Source organism: Methylobrevis pamukkalensis (genome assembly GCF_001720135.1).
GTDB classification, from domain to species: domain Bacteria; phylum Pseudomonadota; class Alphaproteobacteria; order Rhizobiales; family Pleomorphomonadaceae; genus Methylobrevis; species Methylobrevis pamukkalensis.
Genome location: NZ_MCRJ01000032.1, coordinates 17,370 through 34,150, shown reverse-complemented (window position 1 = coordinate 34,150; position 16,781 = coordinate 17,370). Strand labels below are relative to the sequence as shown.

Annotated in this window: 15 protein-coding genes and 3 pseudogenes; 17 read left to right on the top strand and 1 reads right to left on the bottom strand. The window is 69.3% G+C overall.

The annotated features are described in order from the left end of the window. Window positions 1-142 precede the first annotated feature (142 nt). The 10 genes and pseudogenes from A6302_RS07415 (at window position 143) to A6302_RS24300 (ending at window position 8,283) form a co-directional block, all read left to right on the top strand. Window positions 143-625 carry an MSMEG_0572/Sll0783 family nitrogen starvation response protein gene (locus tag A6302_RS07415; protein ID WP_069306506.1) on the top strand — a complete coding sequence of 161 codons (483 nt, stop codon included), beginning with the start codon at window positions 143-145 and terminating at the stop codon, window positions 623-625. A 29-nt stretch (window positions 626-654) separates the two neighbouring features. Next, complete coding sequence (locus A6302_RS07410) at window positions 655-1,716, top strand: Nit6803 family nitrilase (RefSeq protein WP_069306505.1); 1,062 nt, start codon at window positions 655-657, stop codon at window positions 1,714-1,716. After that, window positions 1,634-2,785: an MSMEG_0568 family radical SAM protein gene (locus tag A6302_RS07405; protein WP_141703482.1), complete on the top strand. Its 1,152-nt coding sequence runs from the start codon at window positions 1,634-1,636 to the stop codon at window positions 2,783-2,785. The genes A6302_RS07410 and A6302_RS07405 overlap by 83 nt, the downstream gene beginning before the upstream one ends. Before the next feature lie 265 nt (window positions 2,786-3,050). Further along, window positions 3,051-3,596 carry an MSMEG_0567/Sll0786 family nitrogen starvation N-acetyltransferase gene (locus tag A6302_RS07400; protein ID WP_069306504.1) on the top strand — a complete coding sequence of 182 codons (546 nt, stop codon included), beginning with the start codon at window positions 3,051-3,053 and terminating at the stop codon, window positions 3,594-3,596. Further along, entirely contained in the window at window positions 3,593-4,588 is a 996-nt protein-coding gene (locus A6302_RS07395) for a sll0787 family AIR synthase-like protein (RefSeq protein WP_069306503.1), read from the top strand. Before A6302_RS07400 ends, A6302_RS07395 begins: the two co-directional genes overlap by 4 nt. Beyond that, window positions 4,585-5,747, top strand: a pseudogene (locus tag A6302_RS07390) (MSMEG_0565 family glycosyltransferase). The gene A6302_RS07395 and the pseudogene A6302_RS07390 overlap by 4 nt, the downstream one beginning before the upstream one ends. Next, on the top strand, window positions 5,740-6,027 hold the full coding sequence (locus A6302_RS07385; RefSeq protein WP_069306502.1) for an MSMEG_0570 family nitrogen starvation response protein: 288 nt from the start codon (window positions 5,740-5,742) through the stop codon (window positions 6,025-6,027). The pseudogene A6302_RS07390 and the gene A6302_RS07385 overlap by 8 nt, the downstream one beginning before the upstream one ends. A 44-nt stretch (window positions 6,028-6,071) precedes the next feature. Next, the gene (locus tag A6302_RS07380) at window positions 6,072-7,364 is read left to right on the top strand and encodes an MSMEG_0569 family flavin-dependent oxidoreductase (protein ID WP_069306501.1); all 1,293 of its coding nucleotides are present in this window, start codon (window positions 6,072-6,074) and stop codon (window positions 7,362-7,364) included. Between the two features lie 29 nt (window positions 7,365-7,393). After that, entirely contained in the window at window positions 7,394-7,984 is a 591-nt protein-coding gene (locus A6302_RS07375; RefSeq protein WP_245293971.1) for a Pnap_2097 family protein, read from the top strand. Beyond that, the gene (locus A6302_RS24300) at window positions 7,957-8,283 is read left to right on the top strand and encodes a hotdog family protein (RefSeq protein WP_245293970.1); all 327 of its coding nucleotides are present in this window, start codon (window positions 7,957-7,959) and stop codon (window positions 8,281-8,283) included. Before A6302_RS07375 ends, A6302_RS24300 begins: the two co-directional genes overlap by 28 nt. 186 nt (window positions 8,284-8,469) lie before the next feature. On the opposite strand, the gene A6302_RS07370 is transcribed toward A6302_RS24300, so the two are convergent. Next, window positions 8,470-9,645 (bottom strand): sialidase family protein, encoded by a 1,176-nt coding sequence (locus A6302_RS07370; RefSeq protein WP_245293969.1) that lies wholly within the window; start codon window positions 9,643-9,645, stop codon window positions 8,470-8,472. A 394-nt stretch (window positions 9,646-10,039) separates the two neighbouring features. Here A6302_RS07370 and A6302_RS07365 point away from each other — a divergent pair, with 394 nt between their 5' ends. From A6302_RS07365 to A6302_RS24290, 7 genes and pseudogenes are all read left to right on the top strand, one after another. Beyond that, entirely contained in the window at window positions 10,040-11,674 is a 1,635-nt protein-coding gene (locus tag A6302_RS07365; protein ID WP_069306500.1) for an ABC transporter substrate-binding protein, read from the top strand. A gap of 99 nt (window positions 11,675-11,773) precedes the next feature. Beyond that, window positions 11,774-12,729 (top strand): annotated as a pseudogene (locus A6302_RS07360) (ABC transporter permease). An 8-nt stretch (window positions 12,730-12,737) separates the two neighbouring features. Next, window positions 12,738-13,700, top strand: coding sequence for an ABC transporter permease (locus A6302_RS07355; RefSeq protein ID WP_069306499.1), 963 nt, complete (start codon window positions 12,738-12,740; stop codon window positions 13,698-13,700). Continuing rightward, window positions 13,700-14,776 carry an ABC transporter ATP-binding protein gene (locus tag A6302_RS07350; RefSeq protein ID WP_083255597.1) on the top strand — a complete coding sequence of 359 codons (1,077 nt, stop codon included), beginning with the start codon at window positions 13,700-13,702 and terminating at the stop codon, window positions 14,774-14,776. Before A6302_RS07355 ends, A6302_RS07350 begins: the two co-directional genes overlap by 1 nt. Beyond that, window positions 14,773-15,764, top strand: a pseudogene (locus A6302_RS07345) (ABC transporter ATP-binding protein). The gene A6302_RS07350 and the pseudogene A6302_RS07345 overlap by 4 nt, the downstream one beginning before the upstream one ends. Before the next feature lie 47 nt (window positions 15,765-15,811). Continuing rightward, window positions 15,812-16,393, top strand: a complete 582-nt coding sequence (locus tag A6302_RS24295; RefSeq protein ID WP_245293968.1) for a four-carbon acid sugar kinase family protein — start codon at window positions 15,812-15,814, stop codon at window positions 16,391-16,393. A gap of 2 nt (window positions 16,394-16,395) precedes the next feature. After that, a complete protein-coding gene (locus A6302_RS24290; RefSeq protein WP_245293967.1) occupies window positions 16,396-16,755 on the top strand; it encodes a hypothetical protein in 360 nt (119 codons plus the stop codon). Window positions 16,756-16,781: the final 26 nt, after the last annotated feature.

Genomic DNA, 16,781 nt, shown 5'->3' with positions numbered 1-16,781 from the left:
GTATTGACTGCGTAATTGAATGCATATTGTTGCAATGTATTGATGCAGTCAATCTGGCACGCCGCTTGCTGACAGATCGATGTGCGGCCGAGGGACGTGACCGAAGGCGCCCGATCACAGTCCATAAGCCGAGGAGGGGCGAATGCCTGCCGTCACCAAGCCTGCCAATGAAACCGGCGATTTTCTGGTCGACTACGAGGAGAAGGTCTTCGAGGACGTCAAGGCCGATCCGGGGGAAAAGGCCCTCGTCACCTTCCACACCGTTGCCTTCGAGGGCTCGATCGGTCTGGTCAACATCCTCCAGGCGCTGCGGCTGAACCGCAAGGGCTTCGAGACCTCGATCCTGCTCTACGGCCCGGGTGTGACCCTCGGCGTGCAGCGCGGCTTCCCGACCCTCGGCGCCGAGGCCTTCCCGGGCCATCTCAACTTCAACAACCAGCTGCTCAAGTTCATGTCCGAGGGCGGCAAGGTCTATGCCTGCCGCTTCGCGCTGCAGGCGCTCTACGGCCATGGCGAGGGCGCGCTGATCCCGGGCATCACCCCGATCAACCCGCTCGACGTGCTGGACCTGATCCTGCTTCACCGCAAGGACAACGCCTTCATCCTCGACACCTGGACGCTCTGAGCATCCGGGACATCAGGGAGACCGTCTCCATGGCCGAACCTGCAACCGTGCGCGCCGCCGCCGTCCAGATCTCGCCGGATCTCGCCTCGCTGGCGGGCACCGAGGCGAAGGTGCTCGACGCCATCGCCGAGGCGGCGGGCAAGGGTGCCGACCTGGTCGTCTTTCCGGAGACGTTCCTGCCCTGGTACCCTTATTTCTCCTTCGTCTTCCCGCCGGTCCTGACCGGCGGGGAGCACCTGCGCCTGTATGAGAACGCCGTCGTCGTGCCCGGGCCGACCACGGAGCGGGTCGGCGCCGCCGCCCGCCGCCACGGCGTGGTCGTGGTGCTCGGCGTCAATGAGCGCGACCACGGCAGCCTCTACAACACCCAGCTGGTGTTCGACGCTACCGGCGAGATCGTGCTCAAGCGCCGCAAGATCACCCCGACCTTCCACGAGCGGATGGTCTGGGGCCAGGGCGACGGCGCGGGCCTGAAAGTGGTCGACACCGCGGTCGGCCGCCTCGGGGCGCTCGCCTGCTGGGAGCATTACAACCCGCTCGCCCGTTATGCCCTGATGGCCCAGCATGAGGCGATCCATGTCGCCCAGTTCCCCGGCTCGCTGGTCGGCCAGGTCTTCGCCGACCAGATCGAGGTGACGATCCGCCATCACGCGCTGGAATCCGGCTGCTTCGTGGTGAACGCCACCGGCTGGCTGACCGAGGCGCAGAAGGCCGAGATCTGCCCCGACGAGAAGCTGCGCCGGGCGCTGTCGGGCGGCTGCATGACGGCGATCATCTCGCCGGAAGGCGGCCATGTGGTGCCGCCGCTGACCGAGGGCGAGGGCATCCTGATTGCCGACCTCGACATGAAACTGATCCTGAAGCGCAAGCGGATGATGGACAGCGTCGGCCACTATGCCCGGCCCGAACTGCTGTCGCTCGTGCTCGACGACCGCCCGGCCGTGCCGATGCGCGGTTCCGCCTCCGCCCGCCCGGACCTTTCCGCCGTCCCCTTCGAAGGACCCGCCGATGATGCCGATCATGCCGCCGACGCGCCTCTCGCCGCAGGAACTGATCAACGAATTGCAGTCTTCCGGGGTCCGTCTCGTTGATCCGCGCGCCGGCGTCGAAAGCCGGCGCGGCGGGGCAGGGCCCTCCGACCACAAGGCGATGACCATCGACGGCCAGACCGTGATGGTGCCCGTCCACACCGCGCCGGCCTTCGACAGCCCCTATCTGGTCGAGGCGCCGGATGCCTTCGGCCGCAGCCGGGTGCGCCGCGGCGACGTGGTGCTCGGCGAGGTCGAGTTTCCGGGCCGGCCGCGCTTCTACGATCTCAAGACCGACGACGGCGTGCCCTATTCGCAGATCGCCGTGCTGCATGGCCGCGACGTGCTGGCAACCACGGTGCTCCAGACCTGCATCCGCTACCAGAGCCGCACCAAGACCTGCCAGTTCTGCTCGATCGGCCAGTCGCTGTCCGCCGGCCGCACCATCGCGCGCAAGACGCCCGAACAGCTCGGCGAGGTGGCCAAGGCGGCCGTGGAACTCGACGGCGTCACCCACATGGTGATGACCACCGGCACCCCGCCGGGCAAGGACCGCGGCGCGAAGATCCTCGCCGAGAGCGTCGCCGGCGTGAAGGCGCGGGTCGACCTGCCGGTGCAGGTCCAGTGCGAGCCGCCGGACGACTTCGCCTGGCTGCAGCGGATGAAGGACGCCGGCGCCGATGCGCTCGGCATGCATCTGGAAGCCGTCACGCCCGAGGTTCGCCGCAAGATCATGCCGGGCAAGGCCGAGGTCTCGGTCGACACCTATTTCGCCGCCTTCGAGGCGGCGGTGCCGATCTTCGGCCGCGGGCAGGTCTCGACCTACATTCTCGCCGGCCTCGGCGACAGCGTCGATGAGATCCTGTCGGTGTCGCGCCGTCTGGTCGACATCGGCGTCTATCCCTTCGTCGTGCCTTTCGTGCCGATCTCCGGCACGCCGCTCGAAAGCCACCCGACGCCGTCGCCGCAGTTCATGCACGCGATCCTGCGTCCGCTCGCCGGCATGCTGGTCGACGCGGGCCTGAAATCCGTCGACGTCAAGGCCGGCTGCGCCAAGTGCGGCGCCTGCTCGGCGCTGTCCACCTACGAGAAGGCGGAGGGCGGCTGCGGATCGCGGCTGGCGGCGGAATGAGAGTGGGTGCGGGTATCTCCGGGTTCAGAGATCGCGGCGCCCCCTCATCCGGCCCTTCGGGCCACCTTCTCCCCGTGGGGGAGAAGGGTAAACCGGAGGTTTCTCTGTGCTCCGGAAACGTTCGGGGCAGTTCGGAATCAGCCACTCGTTACCCTTCTCCCCGCCGGGGAGAAGGTGGCCGGAAGGGCCGGATGAGGGGGCCCCGCCTGCCGTATCCACCTTTGATCCAGATTGCCCAGGTATCTCATCTCGAAGGGCCTCGCGCATGATCTTCGATCCGTTCAAGCCCTACATCCCCTCCGACTACCAGGTGAAATTCGCGACCGAAGCCTGGGAACGGCGCGAGGCGGCGGCGTTGCGCCGGGCGGTGTTCTGCGAGGAACAGAAGATCTTCGAGGGCGACGACCGCGACGCGATCGACGACGTGGCGATCCCGATCGTCGCGGTGTCGCTGATGGGCGTGGTCGCCCATCAGGTGGTCGGCACCGTGCGCATCCACGAGGCCGAGCCGGGCGTGTGGTGGGGCTCGCGCCTTGCCGTCTGCCGCCGGCATCGCAGCGTCGGCCCGCTCGGCGCCGCGCTGATCCGCCTTGCGGTCTCCTCGGCCAACGCCCGCGGCTGCCGGCGCTTCCTCGCCAACGTGCAGGTGCAGAACGGCCTCCTGTTCCGGCGGATGCGCTGGGACAAGACCGGCGAGATCGAGATCGAGGGCCGGCCGCATTTCCGGATGGAGGCGGATCTCTCCCACTATCCGCCGATCGTGGATGCCGCGACCGGCTTCCGCCAGGTGCCGAGAAAGGTTGCGGCATGACCGAGCCCTTCGATCTTGCCGCGCTGGCGGCCGATCTCGGATCGTCCCGCGGGGTCGCCCACAAGGCCGACATCGCCGCCGCCTGCGCCCGGCTCGGCCTCGGCGGTGACGGCGAGGTGCCGGTGGGTGACGACTGCGCCGCGATCCCGGACGGCGATGGCCACCTGTTGCTGGCGATCGAAGGCTTCATGAACGAATTCGTCGCCGCCGATCCGTGGTTTGCCGGCTGGTGCGGGGTGATGGTCAACATCTCCGACGTGCTGGCCATGGGCGGCCGGCCGATCGCGGTGGTCGATGCGGTCTGGTCCGACGGCGAGGACGCCGCCCTGCCGGTGCTGGACGGCCTGCGCGCGGCGGCCGAGGCCTTCGGCGTGCCGCTGGTCGGCGGCCACACCAATTCCCGCAGCGGCCAGCGCCAGCTCTCGGTCGCGATCCTCGGCCGGGCCAAGGCGCTGCTGACCAGTTTCGACGCCCGCCCCGGCGACCGGCTGGTCGCGGCGATCGACCTTGCGGGCCGCTACCGCGAGCCCTTCGACAATTTCGAGGCGGCAACAACGGCCACGCCGGCGCGGCTGCGCGCCGCCATGGCGGTCCTGCCGGACATCGCCGAGGCGGGCCTGTCGCGCGCCGCCAAGGACATCAGCCAGGCCGGTCTCGTCGGCACGGCGATGATGCTGTGCGAATGCTCGGCTGTCGGTGCCGTGATCGATGTGGACGCCGTGCCGCGTCCGCACGGCGTGCCGATGCTTCGCTGGCTCAAGACCTTTCCGAGCTTCGGCTTCATCCTTGCCGTCGCCCCGGACAACGTGGCCGCCGTGATCGCGCGCTTTGCCGGCGCAGGCATCACGGCCGCCGACGTCGGGACGGTGACGGCCGAGCGCCGGGTGGACATTACCGCGGGGGGCCGCTGCGTGACCGTGCGCGATCTTGCGCGCGAACCGCTGCTCGGCTGCGCGCCGACCCCTTCCGCGCTCGGCGAGGCGGCCGAATGACCACCTCAAGGCCGCTCCGGATCGCGATCCTCGCCCATTCGACCAACCCGCGCGGCGGCGTCGTCCATGCGATGCAGCTGGCCGAGGCGCTGTGCGATCTCGGTCAGGAGGCGGTGCTGTATGCGCCGGATGCCGCCGGCACCGGCTTCTTCCGGGCCGCGCGCTGCCCGCTCGCCGCCTTCCCGGCGTCTCCGGCCGGCAGCGACGTCGCGGCGATGGTCGAGATCCGCGCCGCCGACTATCTGCGCCACTTCGCGGCGCCCGAGGCGCGCGGCTTCGACGTCTGGCATGCGCAGGACGGCATTTCCGCCAATGCGCTGGCGACCATGAAGGAGCGCGGGCTGATCCGCGCCTTCGCCCGCACCGTCCATCACGTCGACAGCTTCGCCGATCCGCATCTCCAGAGCCTGCAGCTGCGGGCAATCACCGCCGCGACCGGCATTTCGTGGTGAGCCGTCTCTGGCAGCGTCATCTGGCGACCGCGCTCGGCCTTGCGGCGGTGCGGATCGGCAACGGTGTCGACCGTTCTGTCTTTCGCCCCGCGCGCGACGCCAGCGACGACGAACTGGCCGCGACCCTGCTGCCGCCGGGCGGGCCGGTGTTCCTCAGCGTCGGCGGCGTGGAGGAGCGCAAGAACACCGTCCGGATTCTCGAGGCCTTTCGCATCGTCCATGCCAGCCAGCCTGACGCGCGGCTGGTGATCGCCGGTGGCGCCTCGCTGCTGGATCACGCGCGCTACAAGGCCGCCTTCGACGCGATCCTCGCTGGCGCGGGCCTTCCCGATGGCGCGGTGCTGTTGACCGGACCGCTGCCGCAGCATCTGCTTCCGCCGCTCTACCGGGCCGCCACGGCGCTGGTGTTTCCCTCGCTGAAGGAAGGCTTCGGCCTGGTGGTGATCGAGGCGATGGCCTGCGGCACCCCGGTGGTCGTCTCCGAGATCGCGCCTTTCACCGAATATCTCGCCCCCGACGAGGCGCTCTGGTGCGATCCGCATGCGCCCGAGCGGATCGCCATGGCCATGGCCCGCGCCCTCAATCCGGCGGCCCGCATCGGTCTCGCCCGGCACGGCCTTGCGGTTGCCGCTCGTCACGACTGGGTGGCGGTCGCCGGTGCCCACCTTCCCGTCTATTCCGAACTGATGGAGAGCTGCCATGCCTGAGATGCGCTTCCGCATCACCTGGCCCGACGGCACGCCCGAGAGCTGCTATTCGCCGTCGCTGGTCATCAAGGACTATTTCGCCCCCGGCCAGACCTACCCGCTCGGCGACTTCGTCGCCCGCTCGCGCGAGGCGCTGTCGATCGCCTCCGACCGGGTGAAGGCGCGCTACGGCATGCCCTGTTCGCTTGCGCTCGGCCAGCTCGCCCGCATCGAGGCGACTTCCCGGCGCTATGCCACCGATCCCGCCGCGTCCGTCACGGTCGACGGCTTCGACGAATGACCTCCGGCGACCGCGCGGCGGCGCCCACCACAGGATCTCTCGCCATGAACGTCTCCACCCGCGTGCAGCATGTGCCGGTCGCCGTCGTCGGCGGCGGTCAGGCCGGGCTCTCCGTCAGCTGGCATCTGGACAAGGCCGGCATCGACCATGTGGTCCTCGAGAAGAACCGGGCCTTTCACACCTGGAAGACCGAGCGCTGGGACAACTTCTGCCTCGTCACCCCCAACTGGCAGTGCCAGCTTCCGGGCCACGGCTACGACGGCGACGATCCGAAGGGCTTCATGGTCCGCGACGAGATCATCGCCTGGCTCGACCGCTGGCTGGAGAAATTCGCGCCGCCGCTGAAAGAGGGCGTCTCGGTTGCCCGCGTCTCGCAGCTCGGCGAGGGGTTCCTGCTCGACACCAGCGACGGCCTGATCCGGGCCGACCAGGTGGTGTTTGCCGCCGGCGGCTACCAGATCCCGGTGATCCCGCGCGCCGCGGAACGCATTCCGGAAGACGTCGTCCAGATCCATTCCTCGATCTACCGCAATGCCGATCAGTTGCCGGAGGGCAAGGTCCTTGTCGTGGGCAGCGGCCAGTCGGGCGCGCAGATCGCCGAGGACCTGCATCTGGCCGGCCGCAAGGTCCATCTCGGCCTCGGCGACGCGCCGCGGGTGGCCCGGCGCTATCGCGGCAAGGACGTGGTCGAGTGGCTCTACGACATGGGCTACTACGACCTCTCGGTCGACGTGCATCCGCTGCGCGAGGGCGTGCGCGACAAGACCAACCACTATGTCACCGGCCGCGACGGCGGCCGCGACATCGACCTGCGCCAGCGGGCGCTGGAAGGCATGGAACTGCACGGCCACTTCGTCGACGCCCGCGGCGACCGCGTGATCTTCGCCGACACCGTCGCCTCCTGCCTCGACGAGGCGGATGCGGTGTCCGAGAGCATCAAGTCCAGCATCGACGGCTTCATCGCCAAGAACGGCATCGAGGCGCCGGAGGAGGCGCGCTACGTGCCGGTCTGGACGCCGACCGCGCCGCGCTGCGAGATCGACCTCAGGGCCGAGGGCATCACCTCGATCGTCTGGTGCATCGGCTTTCGCACCGACTGGTCGTGGGTCGACCTGCCGGTGTTCAACGGCCGCGGCCAGCCGCAGCATCACCGCGGCGTGACGAGCGTCGACGGCGCCTATTTCCTCGGCCTTCCCTGGCTGCACACCTGGGGCTCGGGCCGCTTCTCGGGGGTCGCCCGCGACGCCGAGCACATCGCCCGGCAGATCCTCGCCCGCCATGGCGAGGAGGCCGCCGCGAGCGACCGCCTCGTCAACGACGCGGCGATCGGCTCCTGACGGGCGCCGGACGGGAGGGACAGGGCGCCATGACGCTGTCGCCATCGCTATCGGTGTTCGAGGCTTCGCCGCTGCCGCAGGACATGCCGGCGGTCTACCGGCTCGGCATGCCGCAGCTCTGCCTCGGCGGTCTGTCGGAAACCTGGCTGCTGAAGGAACTCGGCCATCGCCACTGGATGCTGCTGGCCTTTGCCGCCGGGCATGCGGTGCCGGCGTTCCGCGACGGCCGCGGCGCCCCGGTCTACGCCGCCTTCAGCGCGGTACGGATCGACGAGGCCGACTTCGCCTCGCTCGGCGAGAACGACCTGCTCACCGTCGACAGCAGCCTGTCGCGGCTGTCGCGCACCCGCTTCCGCAGCCGCCATCGCCTCACCGCTGCGGGTCGCCCGGTCGGCATGGTCGACATGGTCTCGACCTTCGTCACCCGCCGCGAGGCCGGACGCAACCGCTCGATCGCCCGCGCGAGATCACCGGCCTGCCGCCGGTGCCGGCGGGCGGGGCGCCCGATGATCTTGCCGCGCTCGCGCAGGCGATCGGCGCCGACGCCGGCTGGCGACACCTCGGCTTTTCTCCGGACGAGGCTGTGGCCGGCGTGGCGGGCAATCCGCCGGCGCTGGTGATCGATCCGGTGCCGTCGCAGGATTTCAACGGCGCCGACTTCCTCTATTTCTCCAGCTTCCAGGCCTTTGTCGACCGGGCGGAGTGGGCCTTCTTCCGCCAGATCCGGCCGACGACGCGGCGGCGCGATCTGGTCTACGCCGGCAACATCGAGCCGGGCGACCGGGTGCGGGTGGTGCTGATGGGCGTGCGGCAGGCCGATGGCGAACTTGCACACTGGTGCCGGCTGCTGCGCGCGGGCGACGGTGCGGACGCCGGCGGCGAACGACTCGCCGACGTCTTCACGCTGCGGGTGGTTTGATCTCAGGGAGTTGGCCGGATCACTCTCTGGTTGTCATCCCCGGCGGCGGTGCGCAGCGCCGCCGGGAAGGGGATCCAGAAGCTGGCTATGGAATTCATGGCTGATTTCTGGATCCCCTTCCCTCGCTTCGCTCGCCGGGGATGACAACCGAGGTCGAAATCGGCAGCAGCGCCGCGCTCGCTTGCCTCACTCCCCCCGGATCATCCGCTCCGTCACCCGCATGTGGCGGATCGCCCGGCGGTGGTGGGTGAAGGCGACGTGGATCGTGCCGTCCGCGCCCTCCACCACTGAAGGGTAGGAGAACTCGCGGTTGAGCCCGTCCACGGAATTGTTGGTCAGGCAGTAGCCGTCGCCGGTCGCCAGATCGAGGCGGGCGGGCCAGCTTCGGCCGCCGTCGTCGGAGAGCAGGATCGACAGCGGCGCGCGCGGCGTGCCCCAGAAGGCCTTGCGGCCCTGTGACGAGGGCTCGGCGGATACGGTCTCCACGGCGTCGTCCTCGTCCTCGATCTCGTCGTAGAGCGACACCCGGCGCGCGGTGTCCTCCGCAGCGCCGATCGGGTTGCAGACCATCGCCAGCGCGCCGCTGGAAAGCCGTATCATCTGGATCGAGGAGTTGTTGTTGGGCACGTCGGTCGGCTCCGGCGCGCTCCAGTTTCTCCCGTCGTCGAACGAGCGGCTGAGATACACCGCGTCGGCCCAGCGCGAGCGGAACACCGCGACGAGACCGCCTTCGCCGAGATCGACGATGTTCATGTGGACGCAGCCGGTGCTCGCCGGCACGTCGATCGTCGCCCATGTCGCGCCGCCGTCGGTGGAGCGCAAGACGGCGCTGTCGTCGTTGTCGCCGCTCCACTTCACGCCGGGCACGGTGCGGCAGCGGAAGATCGGCAGCAGCCAGGTGCCGGCAGCCGTGACGACGACCGGCTGGCGCACGAAGGTGCCGGCCGTGTCGATGAACACCTCCTCAGGACCGAAGCTGAGGCCCCCGTCCGCAGAGATCCGGCGCCTGACGATCGCCGTGTCCTGGTTGCCGGCCCGCTGGGCGGTCCAGATCAGCCAGACCCGGCCATCGGGGGCGGTGAACAGGACCGGGTTCTGTTCGGACCGCGCCGGATCGCCGGACATGCGCTCGGCCGGGCTCCAGCCCGCGGCGCCGGGCGCAAGCCGCGACAGATGCACGCAAATGTCCGACGCCCCCTCCATCGTGCCGCCGAACCAGACGCAGGCAAGCGATCCGTCGGCAAGCAGCGCGAGATTGGCGGCGTGATTCTGCACGCAAGGGGAGGGGAGACAGGCCTCCGTCACCCCGTCCAGTCCGGCGGGGCGCAGCAGTCCGTCCATCGGCGGGGCGTCGGCGGGCATCAGGGTCTCCTTGCGTCGGGTGGATAGAGCCCGCACGCCCCGGGCGCGGGCGTCGGAAGGGCTGGTGGCAGCATCCCGGGCTGCGGGGGACCGGGCCCGGGGCGGTCCTGAGGGGCACCCTGGGTGCGGCGCGCGAAGTTGTCAAGTTGGCTGTTTCTGGCGCATCGGTCGAACTATGCGGGAAATAACCCCCTCAAATCAGTTGTTTAGACAAAGACATAATGCTTCTGACAGACCCCGTGGATTTTTGCCGCAGTGCCACATCAAATAATCTTGACATGTTTACATATGCTGTCATGTTTCGAACGCACGACGGAAACGGCCCGGCAGGGCCCCGGCGCGACTCGGTGGAGCGAATCGCGAACGGGAACCGTCGCAAGATGGGGAGGATCAGATGTCCGCATACGAGACCGGGCGCCCCGGTGTCAGCCGTCGTACCGCCCTGATGATGGGCGCGAGCGCGCTGGCCGGTGTCGCCGTCATGGCATCCGGGGTGAGGATGGCGAAGGCCGCCGAACAGGTGCTGAAGATCGCTCATCCCGTGTTCGACATGGACTGGTCGCCCCTGCGCGGCGGCGGCGCCCATCAGCGCCAGACCTCGCTGTGGTGGGCCTCGCCGATGTATTTCGACGCGGACAACCAGATCCATCCCTATGTCTTCACCGCCTGGACCCCGAGCGAGGACCTGAAGGTGTGGACCTTCGCCATCGATCCGAAGGCCGTCTTCTCCGATGGCAGCAAGATCACCGCCGCCGACGTCAAGGGCTCCTTCGAACTCGCGGCAATGCCGTCCACCAAGCACCAGCGCGTCAACCAGGTGCTCGCCGGCGTCGTCGGCTACGACGAGGTGACGGCCGGTTCGGCGAAGGAGATGCCGGGTATCGTCGCCGACGGTGAGGAGACCGTGGTCATCACCCTGACCCAGCCCGATCCGATCTTCTTCATGCGCCTGGCCAACCATCTCGTGCCGATCGTCAAGCCGTCCGAGGCCCGCGACGAGAATGGCGAGGAGGTGATCGACTGGTGGAGCCCCGATCTCGGCGGCGTCTCCTCCGGTCCGTTCAAGCTTGTCGAGCTCGACCTTGACGGCGGCCGGCTTGCCTTCGAGCCGAACGAGAATTTCTTCGGTCCGAAGCCGAAGCTGGCCCGCATCGAGATCCAGACGGTCGAGGACGCGGTCACCGCCACGGCGCTGCTGAAGAAGGGCGAGTTCGCCGCCCACACCGAACTCGTCACCTCGACCATCGCCCAGGATCTCGGCCCGGACTTCGCCAAGGGGCCGATCATCCCGACCAGCCAGCATTTCTGGCTCGATTCCTCCAAGAAGCCGATGGACGATCCGAAGGTCCGGCAGGCGCTGATCATGGCGGTCGACCGGGACGGCCTGATGAAGGCCTCCTTCCCGGACGGCCCGCACGTCAAGGCCGACCAGATCCTCAACTCGGTGCCCGGCGTCGACGAGAGCTTCGAGCCCTATCCCTTTGACCCGGAGGCGGCGTGGAAGCTGCTCGCCGAATCCTCCTATGGCGGCCCCGAGCGCCTGCCGAAGCTGATGATGGTCGGCATCTCCTCACCGGCGATCGAGGCGGCCGCCCAGTATATCGCCGAGCAGTGGCGCCAGAATCTCGGCATCACCGCCGTGGAGATGAAGCCGCAGCAGGACGGCTATTCCGGCCCGGACCAGGCCAACGTCCAGATCTTCCGCGACGACGTCGGCACCCGCGTGCCCGATGCCGTCACCTATCTGTGGGGGGCGATCTACTCGGGGTCGTCGAATGCCAAGAACAAGCTCGGCGGCTACAGGAACGAGGAGATCGACGCTCTGCTGATCGAGGCGAGCGCGAAGGCCGCCGACGATCCGGAGCGCATCGCCCTTGCGCAGAAGGCGCAGCGGCTGTTCCGCGAGGACTGGAACTTCATCCCCTGGTATGATCAGGCGATGTCGCGCTGGGCCAATGCCAACGTCAAGGGCATGGACAAGAACCTCGACTGGCAGGTCGTCGAGCCCTGGAACATCGAGCTCGTCTGACGGGCTCCTCCCTCCGCGGCCCGGCCGCGGAGGGTCTCCGTCCGCAGGATGTTCCACATTTGCCGACAGGCCGCCACCCGAGAGGAACGACGCTCCGCCATGCTGCGCTACATCGCGACCCGTCTGATTCTCTGGGTTCCGTCGGTCCTTCTCGTGCTGCTGGCGTCTACGCGCTGGCCTTCTACGGCGCGGGCGACCCGATCAAGCTGATCTTCCTGCGCGCCCCCGGCGACGTCGCCTACGACCCGGCGCGCATCGAGGCGATCCGCCAGTCGGCCGGCCTCGACCGGCCCTTCCTCGTCCAGTTCGGCTCCTATGTCTGGAATCTTCTCCACGGCAATTTCGGCAACTCGCTGATCACCGGCCGGTCTGTCTGGCGGATGATCTCGGCGGCAGCCCCGGTCTCCTTCCAGCTCGGCGTCGCCTCGATCCTGCTGACGGCGCTCGTTGCCATTCCGCTCGGCGTCGTTGCCGCCCTCAACCAGAACAGCCGCCTCGACTATCTGATCCTCGGCTCGGCGCTGTTCCTGTGGGCGATCCCCGCCTATGTCGCCGGCCCGCTGCTGATGGTGCTGCTGATCACCCTCCTGCCGAACGCCGACATTCCCTACGGCTGGGGCGGACTGTTCGACGTGCGGATCATCCTGCCGCTGCTGGTGCTGGCCTTCCAGCCGATCGCGCTGATCGTGCGCCAGACCCGCGCCGCGGTGATCGAGGTGCTGTCGGAGGACTTCGTGCGCACCGCCCGGGCCAAGGGCGTGCCGGAGCGGATCGTGGCGCTGCGCCACATCCTGCGGCCGGTGCTGACGCCGGTGGTGACCCAGCTCGGCCTGATCATGATCACCATCGTCAACGGCGCGATCTTCGTGGAGCTGGTGTTCGGCCTGCCGGGCCTCGGCCGGCTCACGGTGTCCTCGCTGCTCAACTCCGACTTCCCGGTGATCCTCGCCATCACCCTGATCGGCTCCTTCCTGGTGATGCTGTCGAACCTCCTCGTCGACGTCGTCTATCCGCTGCTCGACCCGCGCGCCGCCGATGCGCGGACCACGAAGTGAGGCCCGCCATGTCCGCGCCTGACGCCGCCGCCCCGATCGAGCTCCAGGTCGAACCGCCTGTCAGCCTGTGGCGCGATGCCTGGCATCGGCTGACCCGCAACCGGCTGGCCATGGCCGGGCTGGTGATCGTGGCGATCCTGACCTTTCTGGCGGTGTTCGGACCGTGGATCGCGCCCTACGACTTCCTCGCCCAGGATCTCGACGCCCGCAACCAGGCGCCGTCGCTGCTGCATCTGTTCGGCACCGACGATCTCGGCCGCGACGTGTTCAGCCGGGTGATCTACGGCGCCCGCACCGCCTTCGTCGTCGCCATCGTGGTGACCGCGATCGCCGTGGTGATCGGCGTGGTGCTGGGCGCTGCCGCCGGCTATTTCGGCGGCCTGCTCGACACCTTCGTGATGTGGCTGACCGACGTCACCATGTCGATCCCGAACCTCCTGCTGGTGGTCGTGATCAACACGTCCCTGAAGCCGCCGCTCGCCCGCTGGATGGAGGCGCGCTATCTGGAAACCCTCGATCCGATCTACCGCAACTCCATCTGGATCGACTTCGTGCTGGTGTTCGGCTCGATGGCGCTGATCACCTGGCCGCCCTATGCCCGGCTGGTGCGCGCGCAGGTGCTGTCGATCCGCAACCGGCCCTATGTCACCGCCGCCCGCGCGCTCGGCCTGCCGACCCTGACGATCCTGATGCGCTACATCGTGCCGAATGCGCTCGGCTCGCTGATCGTCGCCGTCAGCGCCGGCCTCGGCACGGCGATGGTGCTGGAAAGCGCCTTCAGCTTCCTCGGCGTCGGCGTCAATCCGCCCGCCCCCAGCTGGGGCAACATGATCTCCGACGGCCTGCGCGTCTGGCAGCACCATCCCCATCTCCTCGCTGCCCCGGCCATCCTGCTCGGCATCGCCACCGTCGGCTTCAGCTTCCTCGGCGACGGCCTCAACGACGCCCTGAACCCGAAGGGCATGAAGTGATGGCGGACCTGCGCAGCAGAAGCCCTGTCCTGGCAGCGGGTGCCGCCCCGGCCTCCGCCCCGGCCGCCGATCCCCGCGAGACGATCCTCTCGGTGGAGGGGCTGGCGATCGACATCGCCGGCCGCAACGGCCCGGCCCGGATCGTCGACGGCATCTCCTTCGACCTGAGGCGCGGCGAGACGCTCGGCGTCGTCGGCGAATCCGGCTGCGGCAAGAGCCTGTCGATGCTGAGCCTCGTCGGCCTTCTGCCCAACAAGATCAGGGTGACCGGCGGCACGGCCACCTTCGACGGGCGCGACCTCCTGTCGATGTCGACGAAGGAGCTGCGCAAGCTGCGCGGCGGCGAGATCGGCTTCGTCTTCCAGGACCCGATGACCTCGCTCAACCCGGTGATGCGGATCGGCGACCAGCTGGCCGAGCCGCTGATCTACCACCGCGGCCTGTCGAGGGCGCAGGCGCGCGCGCGCGCGGGCGAACTGATGCGCCTCGTCGGCATTCCCGGCGGCGAGACCCGGCTCGACAACTACCCGCACGAACTGTCCGGCGGCATGCGCCAGCGGGTGATGATCGCCATGGGGCTCGCCTGCGAGCCGTCGGTGCTGATCGCCGACGAGCCGACCACCGCCCTCGACGTGACCATCCAGGCGCAGATCGTCGAGCTCGTGACCTCGCTGCGCGCGCGGCTCGGCATGTCGGTGGTGTGGATCACCCACGACCTCGCGCTGATCGCCGGCCTCGCCGACCGGCTGATCGTGCTCTACGCCGGCACGATCGTCGAGGACGCGCCGGTGGACGATCTCTACGCCCGGCCGACCCATCCCTACACCCGCGGCCTGCTCGGCTCGATCCCGCGGCTCGCCGGCGACGGTACCTCGGCCGCGCGGCTGCCGTCGATCGGCGGCACGCCGCCGGAGCCCGGCCGGCGCCCGCCGGGCTGCCCGTTTGCGCCACGCTGCCATCAGCGCATGCCGGTCTGCGAAAGCCGCGTGCCACAGCTCGAGCCGGTGTCCGGCGGCAATCCCGCCCACAAGGTCGCCTGCTTTGCCGCGCGCGACATCCGGGAGGCGGCGCAATGACGGGAGACCCGCTGCTCCGGATTTCCGGACTGACCAAGCATTTCAACGTCCGGCTCGGCGCCTTCGGCGAGCGCAAGGCGACCGTGCACGCGCTCGACGGTCTCGACTTCGACATCCACGAGGGCGAGACGCTGAGCCTCGTCGGCGAATCCGGCTGCGGCAAGTCCACCGCCGGCAACACCATCCTGCGCCTGCATTCGGTGACCGCCGGTTCGGTGATCTACAAGGGCATCGATCTGGCGCGGCTGGACGAGGCGGCGATGCGGCCGCTGCGCAGCGAGCTTCAGGTCGTGTTCCAGGACCCGTATTCGACGCTCAATCCGCGCATGACCATCGGCGAGGAGATCGTCGCGCCGATGCTGCACCACGGCCGGGCAACGAGGAAGGACGTGCTGGAGAAGGTGGCGGCGCTGCTGGCCGACGTCGGCCTGCCGGCGCGCTTTGCCTCGCGCTATCCGCATGAACTCTCCGGTGGCCAGCGCCAGCGCGTGGTGATCGCCCGGGCGCTGGCCTGCGGCCCGCGCTTCGTCGTCTGCGACGAGGCGATCTCGGCGCTCGACGTGTCGATCCAGGCGCAGATCATCAATCTGCTGCAGGATCTCCAGGAAAATACCGCCTCACCTACCTGTTCATCGCCCATGATCTTGCCGTGGTGCGGCACATCTCGACGCGGGTGGCGGTGATGTATCTCGGCCGCTTTGCCGAGCTTGCCCCGCGCGACGATCTGTTCACCCGGCCGTTGCATCCCTACACCCGCGCGCTGCTGTCCGCCGTGCCGGAGCCCGATCCCGTGCACGAGCGCCAGCGCCGCCGCCAGATCCTGCAGGGCGACGTGCCGAGCCCCCTCGATCCGCCGTCCGGCTGCCGTTTCCACACCCGTTGCCCGATCGCCACCGACATCTGCAAGGCGGTGGTGCCGGCGTGGCGCGCGGCGCGGCCCGGCCATCACGTGGCCTGCCATCACGCAGGCGAGGGCGCATCGTCGTGAGCCCCGAGGACACGCTCGGCAGGATGCGGAGAGAGGCGCCCCTGAAGGTGGCGCTCGTTGCCGACGACCTGACCGGCGCGCTCGACAGCTGCGTTCCCTTCGCGCTCGCCGGGCTCTCCGTCGCGGTCGCGCTCCGGCCGGACGACATCGCAGCGGCGCTGGCCACCGGCGCGCAGGTCGTGGGCGCGGTGACCGCGAGCCGGGCGATGCAGCCGGGCGAGGCGGCGGTGGCGGCCCGTGATGTGGGCCGAAGGCTGTGCGCCGCCCGCCCGCAGATCGTGTTCAAGAAGATCGATTCCCGGCTCAAGGGCAATCTCGTCGCCGAGACCGCGGCCCTCGCCGAGGTCTTTGCACGCGGGCGCGCGGTGATCGCGCCGGCGGTGCCGGATCAGGGACGTTTCGTGGTGGACGGAGACGTGATCGGCAACGGCGTGGGAACGCGGCTCGGCATCGCTGCCGCCTTCGCCGGGCTGAACCTGCCGTTCGCGATCGCCGACACACGCAGCGATGCCGATCTCGACGGCGTCATCGACGCATCGCACGACCACAGCGAAACGATCCTCGTTGCGCCCGCGGCCTTGGCGCCGCGCTTGCGCGGGCGATTGGAACCGCCGGCGCCTCGCCGCTGACCATGGGGCCAGGTCCGGCCCTGATCGCGATCGGCTCGCGCGATCCGATCACCGCGGCGCAGATGGTGCGTCTGTGCGCGGATCACCCGGACATCTTCGTGGCCGACTGTCCGGCGGGCGCGGTGCCGGCCCCTGCCACGCCCGCCCTGCCGGCGCTGCTGCGCTGCGGCGGGGCGGACGCCGATCCGGCCGTGGTCGCCGGGACCTTTGCCGGCGGCATCCTCCGCTGGATCGAGGCCACCTCTCCGCGCCGCCTTCTGGTCGGCGGCGGCGACACGGCGCTGGCGCTGTTCACCGCGCTCGGTGCGCGCGTCTGGTGCCGGTCGGCGAGTTCGCGCCCGGAATTCCCGTTGTGGAGATGAGCCTTGCCGATGCGGCTCTGCTGCAG